Genomic DNA, 16,680 nt, shown 5'->3' with positions numbered 1-16,680 from the left:
AATCTCTCCTTTCTGATGGTGCTATTCTGGGTGTTGTAATGGGAGCGTTAATCGTACCACGGCGCCTTGCTGATCAGCACGATTGCATAGCTTGATATTGCCTTGCATGGTGAATATAAGACGCTGGCATAGAACTAAACCAAGACCAAGCCCATCTTGTTTAGTAGAGCGAAACGGAACAAACGGAAAGTTTAGTTCTGTTTGCGTAAATCCCGTGCCGTTATCGACAATATCAATTTCAATATGTTGCCCGTTTTGGCAGACTACAACTTGAATCTCGTTGGCATTGGCTTGTAATGCATTGAGCAAGCAGTTTGCTATAATTTGTTCCAAAGATGTACGTTTGACTTTGACTTGCATTTGCTTATCACAATGTAAGCTGAAGTTTTGATCTTTGGCATTGTGGCGTTGTATAAAATGTATTGTTCGTGACAATAGCTCATACAGTAAACATGTACTGATATTTTCATTATTTTTGTCTTTTGCCCAGGTTGTAATGTTACTCATTACTTGTTTGCTACGTTCAACTTGTTGTACTATTTTGTTTAATACAGCCAGTTGTGAATCCACACTATGTTTCTTAGCTACTTGTTGTTTTAAGCCTTCTACATACATTCGTATAGCTGTTAAAGGTTGGTTAATTTCGTGGGCAATACCTGTTGTCATTTCCCCGAGTAAACATAATCGGTCAATCTTAATTAATTGTTGTTGATAATTATTCATTTCTTGATAAGCAAGTACAAGGGCTTTGCTTTTACGATGCACTTGATAACTAATCCATACATAATTAAAAACAATAAAGACAAGTATGCTAAGCAAAGGTATTTTATGTTGCTCGATCCAGAATATCAGCATTCGCCATACATTTTGTTGTGGGTGACGGTCAATATTACGTAGGATTTGATCAGCTTGTGTATTGGAAAATGGTGGAGTCCATTGAGGTAAATGAGCTGGTGTAGGACTGAGTAGATATTTGATCAATTCTGCGGCTAATCCATCTGGGACTTGCGGCATAGCCGCAAGTGACCAATTTGGTAATAATATAGTGCTTACGACACAGCCAAGTTGATTAGGTCGTTGTGCAAGCACACGAAAATGGTGTTTTGATAGTATGCCTTCTGCAATCATCTGTTCTAATAAGCACGCGGGTGCAATAGCGACATCAACCTGGTGATTTTTGAGCAGTAGAAGTGTGGTATCTGTAGGAAAACCAGTAAATACAAAATGTATATCCTGATTTTCTCGAAGCCCTTTCTGATATAACTCATTGTAACCTAATAAAAAACCACCAAAAGCACTTTGACCCACTGCACTGACCGTTTTATTTTTGAGGTCTAACAAGTGATGATATGGACTATCGGAGCGTACCACAATAGCACTACCAATTCGTTCCTTATTTTGAGCAGATTCAGAATATGTTTTCGTATTGAGTGTGGCAAGCCAGCGTAGAGTTTTATCATTTAGGTAAAAAAATTGCGCTTGATTAGTAAGAATAAAATCTAAGTGATCAATCTGCTTCTGAGCTAAATCATCAAGTTGTAAAGGAACTAATTGAAATTGCTCGGCGATGAAATTTAGATTGAGCCAATCTACCCAAGGTTGCCACTCTTTTTGCATTTGCTTTTCACCTCGAACAGCAAGAATACCAATAGTCCATGTTTTGGCATAGGGAAATGTAGGTGCAAGTAACAAAAGTGAAAATAAGATAATAAAGATCCACCTACCGTTTTTCATAAAAACACCTTAATTTTTTGATTAAAATCAATCGGTCAACACTTATGTGGTAAACCACAATAGCGTTCTCTAAGACTTATCAATAACAATACACTAAAAGTTGTTTTGTTCAAGTGAGTGAGGAGGGGATATGACACAAAATCGCCGACAATTCATACAGACATTGTCTGCTTTGACGATGGGGGCTGCATTGATTCCATTGCGAGAAGCAAATGCTTTCCAGCCAGCACGCCATGGCGGCAGTCGCGAGCATCGTTATGCAATGCTAATTGATCTACGTCGTTGTATAGGATGTCAATCTTGTACTGTGAGTTGCAGTGTAGAAAACCAAACGCCTCTTAATCAATTTCGGACAACAGTGAGACAGTATGAGGTGAGTGATAAAAACGGCAACATTGTTAATAATGTACTTTTGCCGCGTTTATGCAATCATTGTGATGATCCACCGTGTGTCCCTGTATGTCCTGTACAAGCAACTTATCAGCAACAAGATGGTATTGTTGTAGTCAATAATGAGCGCTGTGTGGGGTGTGCATATTGTGTTCAGGCCTGTCCCTATGATGCTCGTTTTATTAATGAAGAAACCAAAACAGCTGATAAATGTACATTTTGTGCTCATCGACTAGAAGTAGGCTTATTACCTGCCTGCGTAGAGAGCTGTGTTGGTGGGGCTCGCATCATTGGCGATTTACAGCAGCCTGAGAGCGAAATCAATCAACTGATTACGCAACATTATGATGAACTAAAAGTCTTGAAACCAGATGCTGGAACGCAGCCTCACGTTTTTTATTTGGGGCTAGAAGAGAGGTTTGTTAGTCGAATCGAAGGGCAACCAATGCTATGGCAAGGGATGGAGGAGCAGTTATGATTCGAGAAGTCTTAGTTGAACCACAAGCAATTGCGTGGTTACCGTGGGCGGTCAGTTATTTCTTTTTTATCGGTATTGCAATTGCAGCTATTTTAACCGCACTTTTTGCTCGTTATGTTACAAAACCCTATAGTGCTAGCATGGAATTAGTAGCTGTAACATTGGCGTTAAGTTGTGTGATTGTTGCTCCAATAGCACTCACAGCCGATTTGCACCAACCCGGACGAGTATGGCATTTTTATGCTTATTTTGCACATTGGTCTTGGATGGCGTGGGGTTCTATTTTTTTACCACTTTTTTCTGTTGCTGTTGTGGGATATTTTTTCTTTTTACTGCGACATATTGCTACAGAACGTTCAGTCCCGAAAATGTTACACTTTTTAGTTTGGGGGAAAACAAATAACTTACGTTTGAGTAGCATATTTGCATTTTTTTCGCTCTTTTCTGCAGTGTTGATTTTGTTATACACCACTATGGAGGTCTATGTGGTGACTAGTCGTCCGCTTTGGCATCAAGCTGGATTAGTGCTATTCATTTTATTGAGTGCCATTCCAAGTGCAATCTTATTAACGGCCTTTTTTCTGCACTTATATAACCAATCACAAATTCCGGTTGTGTTACGTTACATTGCGTTAATGAGTATTGCATTATGGGGGATTTGTGTATTTATTTTGAGCCAAATAGAGGTGACAGGGCATCATCTCAGTATATTGTGGCAACATTCACCAACGACGTTTTATTGTCTTGTGAGTGCACTATTATTGGTGTTTTCTTTAAGTTTTGCTAACCGCACTTTATGGCTTGATGCATTAAGTGCCTTGTTCGCATTGATTTTCACTGTGCTTATGCGCTGGGTATTATTAATTGAAGTTCAGACGTTACCAAAATACAGCGCAATGCTCAACCCATATCATTTTGAATGGAATACAGATGGTGGGCTAGGCATGTTGTCGATGTTAGGATTGTGGCTTTTTGTGGGGATTATATTATGGCAACTTATTCGCTTGCTTTCGCCAACACGAATGGAGGTAAACCATTATGAACAATAAACGTCGTAATATCTTAAAAGGTGGATTAGCGTTAGGTGGTGCTGCGACATTTGCAGCAGGGTATAGTCCAAAAATTAAAGAGATCGCTCGCGGTATCTTAGGGGGCACATCAGGAGAGAAAACACAAAGTGCGGTTTATGGTAATGCACTCGTGCCTGAATATCATATTGTCAACAACCGTATTATGCCCAATCCAGAGCAGGTTGTATGCAATACCCAATGTATGGGATGTTGGACTCTTTGTGGAGTGCGAGCTCGCGTTGATTTAAAACAAAATAAAGTATTAAGAATCGCAGGTAATTCTTATCATCCACTTTCAGCAGATCACTATTTAGATTATAACGCATCCATTCAAGAGGCAGAATTAAGTGTTGGTGCAAGCGATGGCATTGCAAAGCGTTCTACGGCTTGTGCACGAGGATCGGCATTTATGGATGGTATAGCCAGTCCTTACCGTATTACGCAGCCATTAAAGCGAGTTGGAAAACGTGGAGAAGGAAAATGGAAAACCATCAGTTTTGAGCAACTTATTGAAGAAGTAACAAAAGGTGGGGATTTATTTGGCGAAGGTCATATTGATGGACTACAGACCATTCGAGATTTACAAACACCAGTGGATAGTGAAAATCCTGATTTCGGTCCAAAAGTGAACCAATTGATGGTGACATTTGCAGGTCCAGAGGGGCGTCAGCCCTTATTAAAACGCTTTGCCAATCAAAGTTTTGGTACGATTAATTTTGCCTCACATGGTTCGTTTTGCGGATTGTCCTATCGTGCAGGATCGGGTGCTTTTATGAATGATTTAGATAAAAACGCACATGCAAAACCAGATTGGGATAATTGCGAATTTATTCTATTTATGGGAACATCCCCAGCACAAGCAGGCAACCCATTTAAGCGTCAGGCACGTCAACTGGCAAAACAACGTACAGATGACACTATTAATTATGTTGTAGTAGCTCCACGCTTAGAATTAACTTCCAGTCAAGCAACGCAAAATAATCGTTGGATTCCAATTATTCCAGGCGGTGATCTTTCATTAGCCTTGGCAATGTTACGTTGGATAATTGAACATGAACGTTATAATGCAGACTACCTCTCACGACCAAGCCAAGCAGCAATGCAGCAAGCTCAAGGCGTAAGTTATTGTAATGCTACACATTTATTTATCACCGATAAGAATCATCCTCGTTATGGACAAGCGATCACACTTGAAGATTTTACAGGCGAGCATACAAGTTTGGAGAACACTCTCCCAGAAGATAATTATGTGGTCAAAGATCAGAAAAACCAACAATTTGTGGCGGCTAAGACTTGTTTAAGTGCGGTTTTGTGGGTTGATGAAACGATCACTTTACGAGATGGAAGTAAGGTGCATGTGAAATCTGCTATGACGTTGTTAAAAGAGTCTTGTTTTGAGCATAGTTTAGAGGCTTATTCACAACAGTGCGGTGTTCCTTTGACAACCATTATTGCATTAGCCAAAGAGTTTACATCACACGGACATAAGGCAGTTGCTATTACACATGGTGGCACCATGCAAAGCAATGGTTTTTACACTGCTTGGGCAATTTTATTGCTCAATGCCATGGTGGGTAATATGAATAAAAAAGGCGGAATGAGTTTCTCGGGAGGGAAATTTAAAGATTTTGCCGCTGGTCCTCGTTATAACTTATCGACATTTGATGGTATGGTGAAGCCAAAAGGAACCAATTTAGCGCGCAGCAAAAAGGCATATGAAAAATCAAGTGAATATCGACGTAAAGTCGAGGCAGGTGAAAATCCGTATCCGTCTCAATCGACCTGGTATCCTTTTGTTGGTGGGCAGATGTCAGAAATGATTACATCAGCATTACAAGGTTATCCTTATCCATTGAAAGCATGGATTAGCCATATGAGTAATCCACTATATGGCATGACGGGAATTCACCATATTGCCGATAAAAAACTACGAGATCCAAGTATATTGCCTCTTTTTATTGCTATTGATGCGTTTATGAATGAAACAACCGCACTTGCGGATTATATTGTGCCAGATACGCATAATTTCGAAAGTTGGGGATTTAGCACACCTTGGGCTGGTGTTCCCACAAAAACCAGTACAGCACGTTGGCCTATTATCACCTCACCCAATGCTAAAACAGCGAAAGGCGATGTGATTTGTATGGAAAGTTTTATCATTGCAGTAGCGAATATGTTGAATTTACCTGGATTTGGTGATAACGCAATTAGTGATAAGCAAAATCATAAATATCCGTTAAATCGCAGCGAAGACTTTTTCTTAAGAGCGGCAGCAAATGTGGCATTTGATGGGAAAGCTCCCGTGAATGAGGCAAGTGAGGATGATCTCTTACTTACGGGAGTACAACGGCTATTACCTGAATTGGAGAAAACACTGAAGCCTGAAGAAGTGCTAAAAGTAGCTACAGTTTATTGTAAAGGTGGGCGGTTTTCACCTTATAATAGCGCATGGCAAGGGGATAATATGGCGACGAAATGGAAAAACTGCTTACAACTATGGAATGCAACTGTTGCAGGTTATCGTCATCATCATAATGGTGAGCATTATCATGGCTGTCCTCGTTATTATCCTGCTCAATTTGCGGATAACACCCCTGTTACCGAACGCTATCCGACGCAGGTGTGGCCATTTAAATTGACATCATTTAAATCGAATATCATGAGCAGCATTACTGCGCCATTATTACGTTTGCACAGCATTAAACCTAACGGTATTGTCGCAATGAATAGTAGTGATGCCAAACAACAACAGTTACAACAAGGCGATGTGGTTAAACTGAGTACACCAGGCGGTGAAGCAATACTTCAGCTATTTGTTCTAGATGGAGTCATGCCAGGTACAATCGCAATTGAGCATGGTTATGGACATAAACAGCTAGGTGCCAGCGGTTACACCATTGATGGCAAACACATCGCAGGTAATCCACAGATTAAACAAGGCATAAATATCAATGATCTTGGTTTATTAGATACCAGTAAAGCTATCCAAGCACCATGGTTAGACTGGGTTTGTGGTTCTGCAGTGCGGCAAGGATTACCTGCAAAAATAGAGAAGTTATAATTGAGCTTATGATTACATAGTGTATGTTCGACTAGGACGGCGGTTTTCGTCCTAGTCTACTATGTTTAAATAATAAATCATTTGGTTACGAGAACCACGCCAACGCAAAGTGCGGTCGGCTTGTGTTTGTTCAAATTTTCCATCGATTAAGACATCCACATAATCAACGAGTGTGCGTTGAAGGGGGGATAGTTCTGCGAGCGTGTAACCTGTCCACAGCCAAATATCCTTATCAGGGCATAGGTGTTTAACCTTTTGTACGAAAGGTAAAAGTGCGGTTGCATTGTCGGGGTGCAACGGGTCGCCACCGCTGAGTGATAGCCCTTGGCGGCGAATGCGGGTGTCGTTTAAATCCGCAATGATCCGTTGCTCCATTGCCTCATCAAACGGCAACCCTGCATTAAAACGCCAACTGGCTTTGTTATAACAGCCACGGCAGGCGTGGGTGCAGCCCGCTACGAACAAAGTGCAGCGAGTGCCTTCGCCATTGACCACATCAACGGGGTAATATTGTAAGTAATTCATACCGCACTTTTATAGGTGTTTAACCCGACGTTTCACTTCTTCTTGCTTGCCCGCGTTGAAAGGGCGTGCATCAGGGCTACCAAGATAGCCACAGACCCGTCGTGTAACCGATACGCTTTCAGTGTCGTGATTGCCACAATTAGGGCAGACAAATCCTTTGCTGGTGCATTCAAATTCGCCTTTAAAACCGCACTTATAACATTCATCAATTGGCGTATTGGTGCCATAGTACGGCACGCGAGTATAGCTATAATCCCATACGTCTTCTAACGCTTTTATGTTATGTTGCATATTGGGATATTCGCCATAGCAAATAAACCCCCCGTTGGCGAGCGATGGATAAGGCATTTCAAAGTCAATTTTGTCGTATGGATTAACCTTTTTCTCAACATCAAGATGGAAACTATTCGTATAGTAGCCCTTATCAGTTACCCCTGCTATTGTGCCGAACTGCTGAGAATCAAGGCGGCAAAAGCGATGACAGAGATTTTCACTTGGTGTTGAATAGAGGCTGAAAGCATAACCTGTTTCGTGTTTCCACGCATCAACGGCACGACGCAGATAAGCCACAATAGCAAGCCCTTTAGCACGCAGTTGCTCGTTGTCGTAGATATGTCCATCATAAAGTGCGGTGATGGTTTCAAAAATACCAATGTAACCTAGCGAAATAGAGGCACGCCCCTGTTTGAAAATGTCTGCAACATTATCATTTGCATTCAGGCGCACACCGCATGCGCCTTCCATATATAAAATAGGCGCAACGCGTGCTTTGGTAGTCGCGAGGCGAGCAATACGCGTGAGTAGGGCTTTTTTCGCGATAGCTAAACGTTGGTCGAGTAATTGATAAAACCGCACTTCGTCTTTTTGTGCCTCAATCGCAATGCGTGGTAAGTTAATACTCACGACCCCAAGATTATTGCGTCCATCGTGTTGTTCGCCTTGCTTGGTTTCAAATTTACCTAAAAAACTACGACAGCCCATTGGGGCTTTGAATGAGCCGGTGATCTCCACCACTTTGTCATAATTTAAAATATCGGGGTACATGCGTTGCGCACTGCATGTTAATGCCAACTGCTTGATGTCGTAATTGGGATCGGTTGGGCGTAAGTTCACGCCCTCTTTTAACGTGAAAACCAACTTAGGAAAAACGGCAGTTTTATGATGTTTACCTAAGCCGAGCAGGCGATTCTCTAAGATGGCGCGTTGAATTAATTTTGCCTGCCAACTCAACCCCAAGCCAAAGCCAAAGGTCACAAATGGCGTTTGTCCATTGGCGGTGTGTAATGTGTTGACTTCATATTCCAGTGATTGAAACGCATCAAAACACTCTTTTTCGGTGCGTGCGCGTGCATATTCTTGTACTTGTGCAATTTGCCACTCTTTCGCGATGGCTAAATGTTTGTCATAACTTTTTTGTACATAAGGGGCGAGCACTTCATCAATGCGATTGATCGTGGTACCACCATAAATATGGCTGGCAACTTGTGCAATAATTTGTGCGGTAACCGCAGTGGCAGTACTGATGGATTTTGGCGTTTCAATCTCAGCATTGCCCATTTTAAAGCCGTTTTTTAGCATACCGTTGAGATCGACTAGCATACAGTTGAACATTGGGAAAAAGGGTGCATAGTCTAAATCATGATAATGAATTTCCCCACGCTCATGGGCTTGTACAACATCAGCGGGCAAAATATAGCGTTTCGCATAATGTTTTGCCACAATACCCGCTAATAAATCACGCTGGGTCGGGATGACTTTAGCATCTTTATTCGCATTTTCATTGAGAATATCCAGATTATTCTGCTCAATAAGCCCCTCAATTTCGCGTGTGAGCTGGCTGCGTTTTTCCCGAATGAGATCACGTTCGTGGCGGTATTCAATATAGGCACGAGCAACATCAGGATTGGCGTGCATAAGCTGGGTTTCAACCAGCGTCTGAATTTGTGCAATGTCGATCTGATCCTGATGGTGTGCATAAATTTGGGTAACGACTGCCGCACTTTGTGTTATGGCAAAAGTATGGTCATCAAGCCCGATTGCCTGTGCCGCTTTATTAATTGCTGAGAGAATACGTTCTTGCGAAAAAGGCACTATCGCACCATCGCGCTTTATTACTGCGAGTTGAGTCATCATTGCCACCTTGCGGGTATGAAATAGTGGTTGTTACTATATATTGTGATATTAAAATATCAAAACACAATATATAGAAAATTTGACACAAGTCAAATAAAAATAATTCTCACTTGTTCAGCATAACAAAACCGCACTTTGCGTTCATTGTTGTGGTAAAAGGTGAAATAATAGTCAGACATAAAAAATGCCAGCGTATAGCATAATGACGCTGGCATGTGTGATAGAAATGCAAAGTGCGGTCAGGATAAACCGCACGTTATCGTGTTAAGCATAAAACCACAGTATGCCGAAAATATCGAGCAATAAATTATTTGCTAAAATCAAGGCGAACGCCAGCACCATAGGGGCAAAATCAATCATACCCGTGTTAGGTAAAATGCGGCGAATTGGCGTGAGCAATGGCTCACTTATCTGATAGAGTAAATAATCCAATGGGTGTTGCCCACGGGAAAACCAGCTCAGCACCGCACGGATAAAAATTGCCCAAAATACAATTTTGCCGAAGGTTTTTAACAAGGAAAAGGCTGAAATAATCGCAATGCTACTCCACGGTAAAGCGGTTTCTGAGAGTGAGTTTAAACCAGCATAAAGAACGATATTCAAGCCAAATGCTAGCACGATCGCAGCAAAATCAAGATTATGTTTCGTTGGAATGACTTTTCGTAGCGGAGCCAGTACAGGTTGGGTGAGTTTCACAACCGTTTGTGAAAGCGGGTTATAAAAATCAACACGGCAGAATTGAAACCACGCGCGCAATAGCAACACAATAGTGTAAAGCCCGATAACCGTTTGCAGTAAAAATGGCAGAGTGTTCATAGCGTTCCTTATTTTTTATACTAAAAAGTGCGGTTTAACCGCACTTTATCAGATAAGGGTGAATTTGGGAAATTCAAGTTTAGGCTGTTGGATAATCCCACCAAATATCAAATAGTTCTGTTACGTCGATATTTTGCAGTTTATTCTCTTCTAACCATTTTTTCACTAATTCACGCTGGCTGTCATCACATTTTCCGATTTTTTCAAGGCAAACTAATCCTTCCCAATTAAGATAGCCACTACCTTCGTAGGCAAGCCCATTTGGGCGGATAACCTCTGCGATAAAGCGATCTAATGTCGCATCAATGTCCTCCACTGAGGTATTATCAGCGAATTGCCAACGCACAACAAAGCCTAGCTCTTGGAATTCACCTAAGTGCATTTTTTTACGTTGTCTGCGGTTGCGTTCAATAGCCATAATTATGTCCTTTTGTCTGTTTTAATAAAATAGAGATCCCACACACCATGACCAAGTTTTTGACCACGCTGTTCAAATTTTGTCAACGGGCGAAACGCTGGACGGTCAATATAAGCACCGTTTTCAGCAGAGTTTTCAATGTGTTGCGTATGCTGTAAAACATCTAACATCTGCTCGGCATAATGTTCCCAGTCGGTTGCCATATGGATAAAGCCACCGCACTTTAGCTTTTTCACCACTAAATTGACGAATTCACTTTGCACGATACGCCGTTTATGATGCTTAGCTTTATGCCATGGATCAGGGAAGAAAAGCTGTAAGCCTTGCAAACTGTTGTCAGCAATGCAATCAGTTAATATTTCTACTGCATCGTGACAGATTACGCGTAAATTGTCCACCTTTTCATCAATAGCATAGGCAATACAAGCTCCCACACCAGGTGTATGAACTTCAATACCAAGATAATTGATGGCTGGGTTTTGCTTCGCCATTTGCACTAACGAATGCCCCATGCCAAAGCCAATTTCTAGCACAACGGGATTGGTATTTCCAAAAAGTGCGGTCAGATCATAAGGGGCGGTTTGATAATCCACCCCAAATTGTGCCCAATGGGTATTCATCGCATTTTGTTGATGCTGACTTAGCCGCCCTGTACGTAATACAAAGCTACGAACTTTACGTTTATAACGCCCATCGGCGGTGAATTCTGGGTTAGCAACTTCTTTGCGTTTGCCTTGTGCAAAATTTGCTATTGGGTTGTTTGTCATATGTACTTCCTTTCATTCTGCCTGCATTATGCAAATCTGACGTGAGATTACAACTTTTTTCTACCCAAGTAGGGCAAAATAGACTGTATTTAAATTGTAAATTGATATAGATTTATATAGGCGTAAAAAAATCTTGTGCTATAATTAGAAAAATTTTTATGATGATATTTTGAGCAATCACCCCTCCACATTTGGTAAAAATAATGGCTATTTATTTTCAAACTAAGCGTCTTATTTGTGCTGCAATCTGTGCGTTGTTTATTTCCTCTTGGGCAAATGCAAATGAATTACAAACGCTTGTGCAAAAAGCATTGCAGAAAGATCCTCGTATTCTTGAGGCGAAAGCGGATATTAAAACGGCAGAAAGTCGGACGGAACAGGCAGTGTCTGAGCACTATCCGAGATTATCGGTATTTGGGCGGCAAACGGTTCAACAACATCATCGTTATGAGAGTAATAGTTCGTCTTCTTTTAACCCTGGAGTGGAAGCGTCGGTTAATCTTTATTCCTTCGGGGCAATTGATAAGCGTGTAAAACAAGCGAAAGCAAATGAGCAAGCAACGGCACATAAATTTGATGTTGCACAAGAGCAACTTGTCTTTACAATGACGGAAATTTATTTACAAGCGCTAAAAGCAAAAGAAACACTTGCTGTGCTCAAGCAAAGTTCAGCTCGTATTGATGATACGTTAAATGAAATTGATGTTATTGCCGATAACGATGTTGGACGACGTTCAGAATATGTGCAGGCACAAGCTCGTAAATATGCGATTGCACAACAAATTAATAGTGTAGAGCGCGAACTTCATACTGCTATCGGAAAATTAAAACGCTATACAGGTTATAGTTTGGATACCCGCAAGTTAAGCGATCCTTTCAATAAATTAAATGCAAACGTGTTAAAGACGCGTTTTACGCGTGATAAAACGCTACATCCATCTTATCTAGCAAGTAGAGAAGAGATTAATAGCACGTTAGCTGAATTGGAAGCACAAAAAGCCTCACGCTTACCCAAATTGGATTTAGTTGGACAAGCAACGAAAGATGACCAACTAGTGTATTTGAATTTATCGGTTGATTTATACAATCGTCATACAAGCTATGCTGTGCAGGAAAATGCCAGTCGCTTGAGTGCGGTTGAAACAAAATTAGATCAGTTGATACAAGATCTTGATGAACGCAAAGAGCTTTCGTTGATTAATTTAGAGCAGTATAAAGCGCATATTAAGACGTTGAATAATCAAGTGAAAACACAAAAAGATGTTATTGAATATTATAAAATGCAATTCTCTATTGCTAAGCGCACATTGCTTGAATTACTCAATGCGGAAAACGAATTGCTGTCCGCGCAGTTAAGCAAAGTGAACTCTGAATATGAATTAAGACATTCAATCCTAGATTACCTTGCATCTCAAGGCACCTTAACGCAATGGGTTGGCATTAGTCAAAAATAAGGCAGTTATGAAATTAATTATTGAAAATCTTGCATTGGCAACACAGCTCTTGGGCTCGCCGTTGTCTGTGGCAACTCTCTCAGCACACACAGTCAAAAAAGTCGGTAATAGTCTTGATTTTTCGTCATTGTGTGAATATTTACGCAGCGAAGGTTTTGACAACAGTCTTTCTGAACGTGCTTTGTCGGAAATTCCGTCATTGGCAATGCCCGTAATCTTAATTTTAAAACAAGAAGAAGCGGCTGTAATCACTGAAGTGCGGTTAAATGAAGATGGCGAACGTATTTATCGCATCGTGCAACCTGGTGATGTTCAGATTGAGGTTAGTGAGAGTCAACTTCAGGAAAAATATCTTGGGTATTGTTGGTTTATTAAGCCAAAATTAGCCCAAGATCTGCGCTCTGAATTGCCAGAATATGATCTGCCAAAATCTTGGTTTTTCCGCATCATTTGGCGATTTAAAAAATACTATTATCAAGTTATTTTAGCGACTTTCTTGATTAATATTTTGGCATTAGTCAGTTCATTGTATGTGATGAATGTTTATGACCGTGTAATCCCAAATCAAGCCTATGAAACGTTGTGGGTATTGAGTATTGGTGTGTTTTTAGCCATTTTCTTTGAGTTTTTAGCTAAAACGTTGCGAGGGCATTTAACTGATATTGCAGGAAAAAAAGCAGATTTGATCATCTCTGCCATGTTATTCCGTCGTGTAATGTCTCTGCGTTTACAAGATAGACCTGTTTCTGCGGGCTCTTATGCTAATAATTTACGTGATTTTGAGTCGGTACGTGAGTTTCTAACCAGTGCAAGTTTATTGACCCTAGTGGATTTGCCATTTTTATTGCTTTTCTTAACAGTGATTGGCTTAATTGGCGGTAAATTGGCTCTTGTGCCAGGTATTTTGATACCCATTGTGATTTGTATTGGTGTATTTGCTCAATTTCCATTATCGAAAGCAATTAATGAATCGATGCGAGAATCTTCACAACGCCAAGGTTTAGCTGTTGAGGCAATTGAAGGAATTGAAACATTAAAAAATAATAATGCCGCCCTTTGGGCTCAAAAACGTTGGGATCATTTCACGGCAAAAAGTTCTTATTCGTCTATTAAAGTTAAAGATATTAGTAACTTAGTCATTAATGCTATTACAGCATTACAACAGCTCAATACAGTTATATTAGTGGTAGTGGGAACGTATCTCATTCATAGTGAAGATTCAGCTTCACGCATTACGATGGGGGCATTGATTGCGGCTGTGATTTTATCAGGTCGTGCACTAGCGCCACTTGGGCAAATTGCAAGCCTTGCGATTCGCTTTCAACAAGCCTGGAATGCACTGAAAGGCGTGGATGGTATCGTTCAACGTCCAGTTGAAAAATCCACCGAGCGTGATTATATCAGCCTGCGCCAGGTGCAAGGTAACATTAGTTTTAAAAATGTGAGCTTCCAGTATCAAAAAGATGATCTCCCTGCATTGTCTAATGTAACCCTGAACATTCGTGCGGGTGAAAAAGTGGCTATTTTGGGTAAAATTGGTAGTGGGAAATCAACCGCACTTAAGTTAGCAGTCAACCTTTATCAACCAACCCAAGGTACTGTTACGTTAGATAACATTAACACACAGCAAATTGATCCTTATTTCTTGCGTAATCAAGTTTTGTTACTGGAGCAAAACCCACGCTTATTTTTAGGAACATTACGTGAAAATTTAGATATTGCTCGCACGGACAGTTTTGCCAATGACCAAACCTTAATTTATGCTTTGCAACGTTTGGGGCTATTAGACTTAATTCAAAGTAACCCGCGTGGGCTTGATATGCCATTGGGTGAGAATGGTCTCGGACTTTCTGGTGGGCAACGTCAGGCGGTTGCACTTGCGCGTATGATGTTAAAAAATCCAAAAGTGGTATTACTTGATGAGCCAACAACAGGGCTTGATCAATATAATGAAAATGTGGCATTAGGAGCGATTGCACAGTGGGCGCGCAATAAAACCATGGTAGTGGTAACACATCGCCCACAAGTGCTACGGATTGTTGATCGCGTTATTGTGATGGAAAACGGTAAGGTGACAATGGACGGCCCTCGTGATGCGGTATTGCAACGCTTAAGCGAGCAAAATAACAAGCCTGCTGAAAAAGCAGTTAGTGAAAAAGTACCAACTGAAGCATAGGAAAATCGCACGAAAGAGTAAAGTGCGGTTTGAAACGAATTATGAAAGATGAAGAAAAAAAGCGTAATGAGAAAATTAATAGTCAAGATTTGCATTTATTGACTGATTTACATGCGGCTTTACAGCAAGAAAAGCACACTAAAATTTTTGCAATGTTATGGCTTCTAGCTGCATTTTTGGTTGTATTTATCACCTGGTCTTATTTTAGTAAATTGGAAGAAGTTACACGAGGACAAGGAAGTATAATTCCAAGTAGTCGTGAGCAAATTATTCAAAGTCTTGATCCGGGTATTTTAAGTGAAATGCTGGTGAAAGAAGGTGAGCAGGTTGAGAAAGGGCAAGTGTTATTAAAAATGGACGATACACGTAGCTCTGCCGTTTTGCGAGAAACTCAGGCAAAAGTAGATAATCTTGAAGCGATTACGTTACGTTTAAAAGCTGAAATTTCGGGAGACAAATTGGTCTTTCCTGAACATATTCCTGCTGAAATTCAGAAACGAGAGTTAGGCGTATATCAAGCTAAAAAAGAGGCTTTGCGTGAGTCGATTAAAAGCTTAAAAGAAAGTAAACGGTTACTTGATTCTGAAATTAATATTACGGCCCCTATGGTGAAAAAAGGTGCGGTATCGCAGGTTGAATTACTACGCATGAAACGCTCATCAAATGATATGCAGCTACAAATTTCGGAGCGTGAGCATAAATATATCACTGATGCGAATGCCGAGCTTGCAAAAATGCAAGGCGAGCTTGATCAGGCGCGTGAAAATTTGGCGATGCGAGCCGATCCCGTAGAGCGTTCAATGATTCGAGCTCCACTTAAAGGGATTATTAAAAATATCAAAGTGAATACCATCGGTGGGGTCATTTCGGCAGGTCAGGATATAATGGAAATTGTTCCGATTGAAGAAAGTTTGTTGGTTGAAGCTTATATTAATCCGAAGGATGTGGCTTATATTCACCCTGGTATGCCTGCGGTTGTGAAACTCACGGCGTATGATTATGCAATCTACGGCGGGCTTGATGGTAAAGTCATTCTACTTAGCCCTGGTACATTGCAAGATAAACGTCAAGCTGATGAGTTGAAATTAAACCCGAATAACTCCTATTATCGAGTCTTGATCGAAACGCAAGGCAGCACTTTGACGGATAAAAATGGGAAAATTTTACCTGTTCTACCAGGCATGGTTGCAACAGTTGACATTAAAACGGGTGAGAAAAGTGTTTTTCAATACTTGATAAAACCGATCACCAGAATGAAACAAGCCTTACAAGAGCGGTAGTTTATCAAACTAAATAAAAATATGATCAAAATAAATACAACACACTGATATTAATTGACAAATTTATAAATAACCCTATAATTTATGGCTGTGATTATTTCTGGTGTGTTGTTATCTTAATTTCAATAAAATTCACACTTATTGTTGATGTTGAGTGATGAATTCATCAAAGATAGCAAATTAAAACGATATTCACTGTTGCGCATGTAATACTCACGAAATCAATCATTCTCTGAGTTGCGATAACTCATATTGCTGTATTTATATTTACTATTGCTACGATTTATAGGAACCAAAATTTATGAAACTGCCTTTTCGTTTAGGAATGCTTGCAGCTATTCCGTTTTTATCTATAAGCTGTGTTTACCACGACCCACT

At 40.6% G+C, this 16,680-nt stretch carries 12 protein-coding genes; 6 read left to right on the top strand and 6 right to left on the bottom strand.

Going from position 1 to position 16,680, the window contains the following annotated elements; translation table 11 throughout:
* Positions 1–21: 21 nt before the first annotated feature.
* A complete protein-coding gene (locus HPC40_RS04615) occupies positions 22–1,734 on the bottom strand; it encodes a sensor histidine kinase (RefSeq protein ID WP_208118327.1) in 1,713 nt (570 codons plus the stop codon).
* A gap of 130 nt (positions 1,735–1,864) precedes the next feature.
* On the opposite strand from HPC40_RS04615, the gene ttrB reads away from it, so the two are divergent.
* Genes ttrB through HPC40_RS04600 form a run of 3 tightly spaced genes read left to right on the top strand, consistent with a single transcriptional unit; the run spans position 1,865 to position 6,733 of the window.
* Positions 1,865–2,602 carry a tetrathionate reductase subunit TtrB gene (gene ttrB / locus HPC40_RS04610; protein WP_208118326.1) on the top strand — a complete coding sequence of 246 codons (738 nt, stop codon included), beginning with the start codon at positions 1,865–1,867 and terminating at the stop codon, positions 2,600–2,602.
* Positions 2,599–3,651 carry an NrfD/PsrC family molybdoenzyme membrane anchor subunit gene (gene nrfD / locus HPC40_RS04605; RefSeq protein ID WP_235972316.1) on the top strand — a complete coding sequence of 351 codons (1,053 nt, stop codon included), beginning with the start codon at positions 2,599–2,601 and terminating at the stop codon, positions 3,649–3,651. The genes ttrB and nrfD overlap by 4 nt, the downstream gene beginning before the upstream one ends.
* A complete protein-coding gene (locus HPC40_RS04600; protein WP_208118324.1) occupies positions 3,641–6,733 on the top strand; it encodes a tetrathionate reductase subunit A in 3,093 nt (1,030 codons plus the stop codon). Before nrfD ends, HPC40_RS04600 begins: the two co-directional genes overlap by 11 nt.
* A gap of 51 nt (positions 6,734–6,784) precedes the next feature.
* On the opposite strand, the gene nrdG is transcribed toward HPC40_RS04600, so the two are convergent.
* From nrdG to trmB, 5 genes are all read right to left on the bottom strand, one after another.
* Positions 6,785–7,258 (bottom strand): anaerobic ribonucleoside-triphosphate reductase-activating protein, encoded by a 474-nt coding sequence (gene nrdG / locus HPC40_RS04595; RefSeq protein ID WP_208118323.1) that lies wholly within the window; start codon positions 7,256–7,258, stop codon positions 6,785–6,787.
* 9 nt (positions 7,259–7,267) lie between these two features.
* Positions 7,268–9,388, bottom strand: coding sequence for an anaerobic ribonucleoside-triphosphate reductase (gene nrdD / locus HPC40_RS04590; RefSeq protein WP_208118322.1), 2,121 nt, complete (start codon positions 9,386–9,388; stop codon positions 7,268–7,270).
* A gap of 267 nt (positions 9,389–9,655) precedes the next feature.
* Entirely contained in the window at positions 9,656–10,207 is a 552-nt protein-coding gene (locus HPC40_RS04585) for a YggT family protein (protein ID WP_208118321.1), read from the bottom strand.
* 79 nt (positions 10,208–10,286) lie between these two features.
* The gene (locus tag HPC40_RS04580; protein WP_208118320.1) at positions 10,287–10,625 is read right to left on the bottom strand and encodes a YggL family protein; all 339 of its coding nucleotides are present in this window, start codon (positions 10,623–10,625) and stop codon (positions 10,287–10,289) included.
* 2 nt (positions 10,626–10,627) lie between these two features.
* Positions 10,628–11,392: a tRNA (guanosine(46)-N7)-methyltransferase TrmB gene (gene trmB / locus HPC40_RS04575; RefSeq protein ID WP_208118319.1), complete on the bottom strand. Its 765-nt coding sequence runs from the start codon at positions 11,390–11,392 to the stop codon at positions 10,628–10,630.
* Between the two features lie 203 nt (positions 11,393–11,595).
* Here trmB and HPC40_RS04570 point away from each other — a divergent pair, with 203 nt between their 5' ends.
* Genes HPC40_RS04570 through HPC40_RS04560 form a run of 3 tightly spaced genes read left to right on the top strand, consistent with a single transcriptional unit; the run spans position 11,596 to position 16,302 of the window.
* The gene (locus HPC40_RS04570; protein WP_208118318.1) at positions 11,596–12,846 is read left to right on the top strand and encodes a TolC family protein; all 1,251 of its coding nucleotides are present in this window, start codon (positions 11,596–11,598) and stop codon (positions 12,844–12,846) included.
* A gap of 7 nt (positions 12,847–12,853) precedes the next feature.
* Positions 12,854–15,022 carry a type I secretion system permease/ATPase gene (locus HPC40_RS04565; protein WP_208118317.1) on the top strand — a complete coding sequence of 723 codons (2,169 nt, stop codon included), beginning with the start codon at positions 12,854–12,856 and terminating at the stop codon, positions 15,020–15,022.
* A gap of 41 nt (positions 15,023–15,063) precedes the next feature.
* Positions 15,064–16,302, top strand: coding sequence for an HlyD family efflux transporter periplasmic adaptor subunit (locus tag HPC40_RS04560; protein WP_208118316.1), 1,239 nt, complete (start codon positions 15,064–15,066; stop codon positions 16,300–16,302).
* Positions 16,303–16,680 lie beyond the last annotated feature (378 nt).

The organism is Spirabiliibacterium falconis (assembly GCF_014885015.1).
Classification (GTDB): domain Bacteria; phylum Pseudomonadota; class Gammaproteobacteria; order Enterobacterales; family Pasteurellaceae; genus Spirabiliibacterium; species Spirabiliibacterium falconis.
Note: the sequence above shows the minus strand (reverse complement) of the source record. Positions and strands in the feature narration are given on the sequence as shown.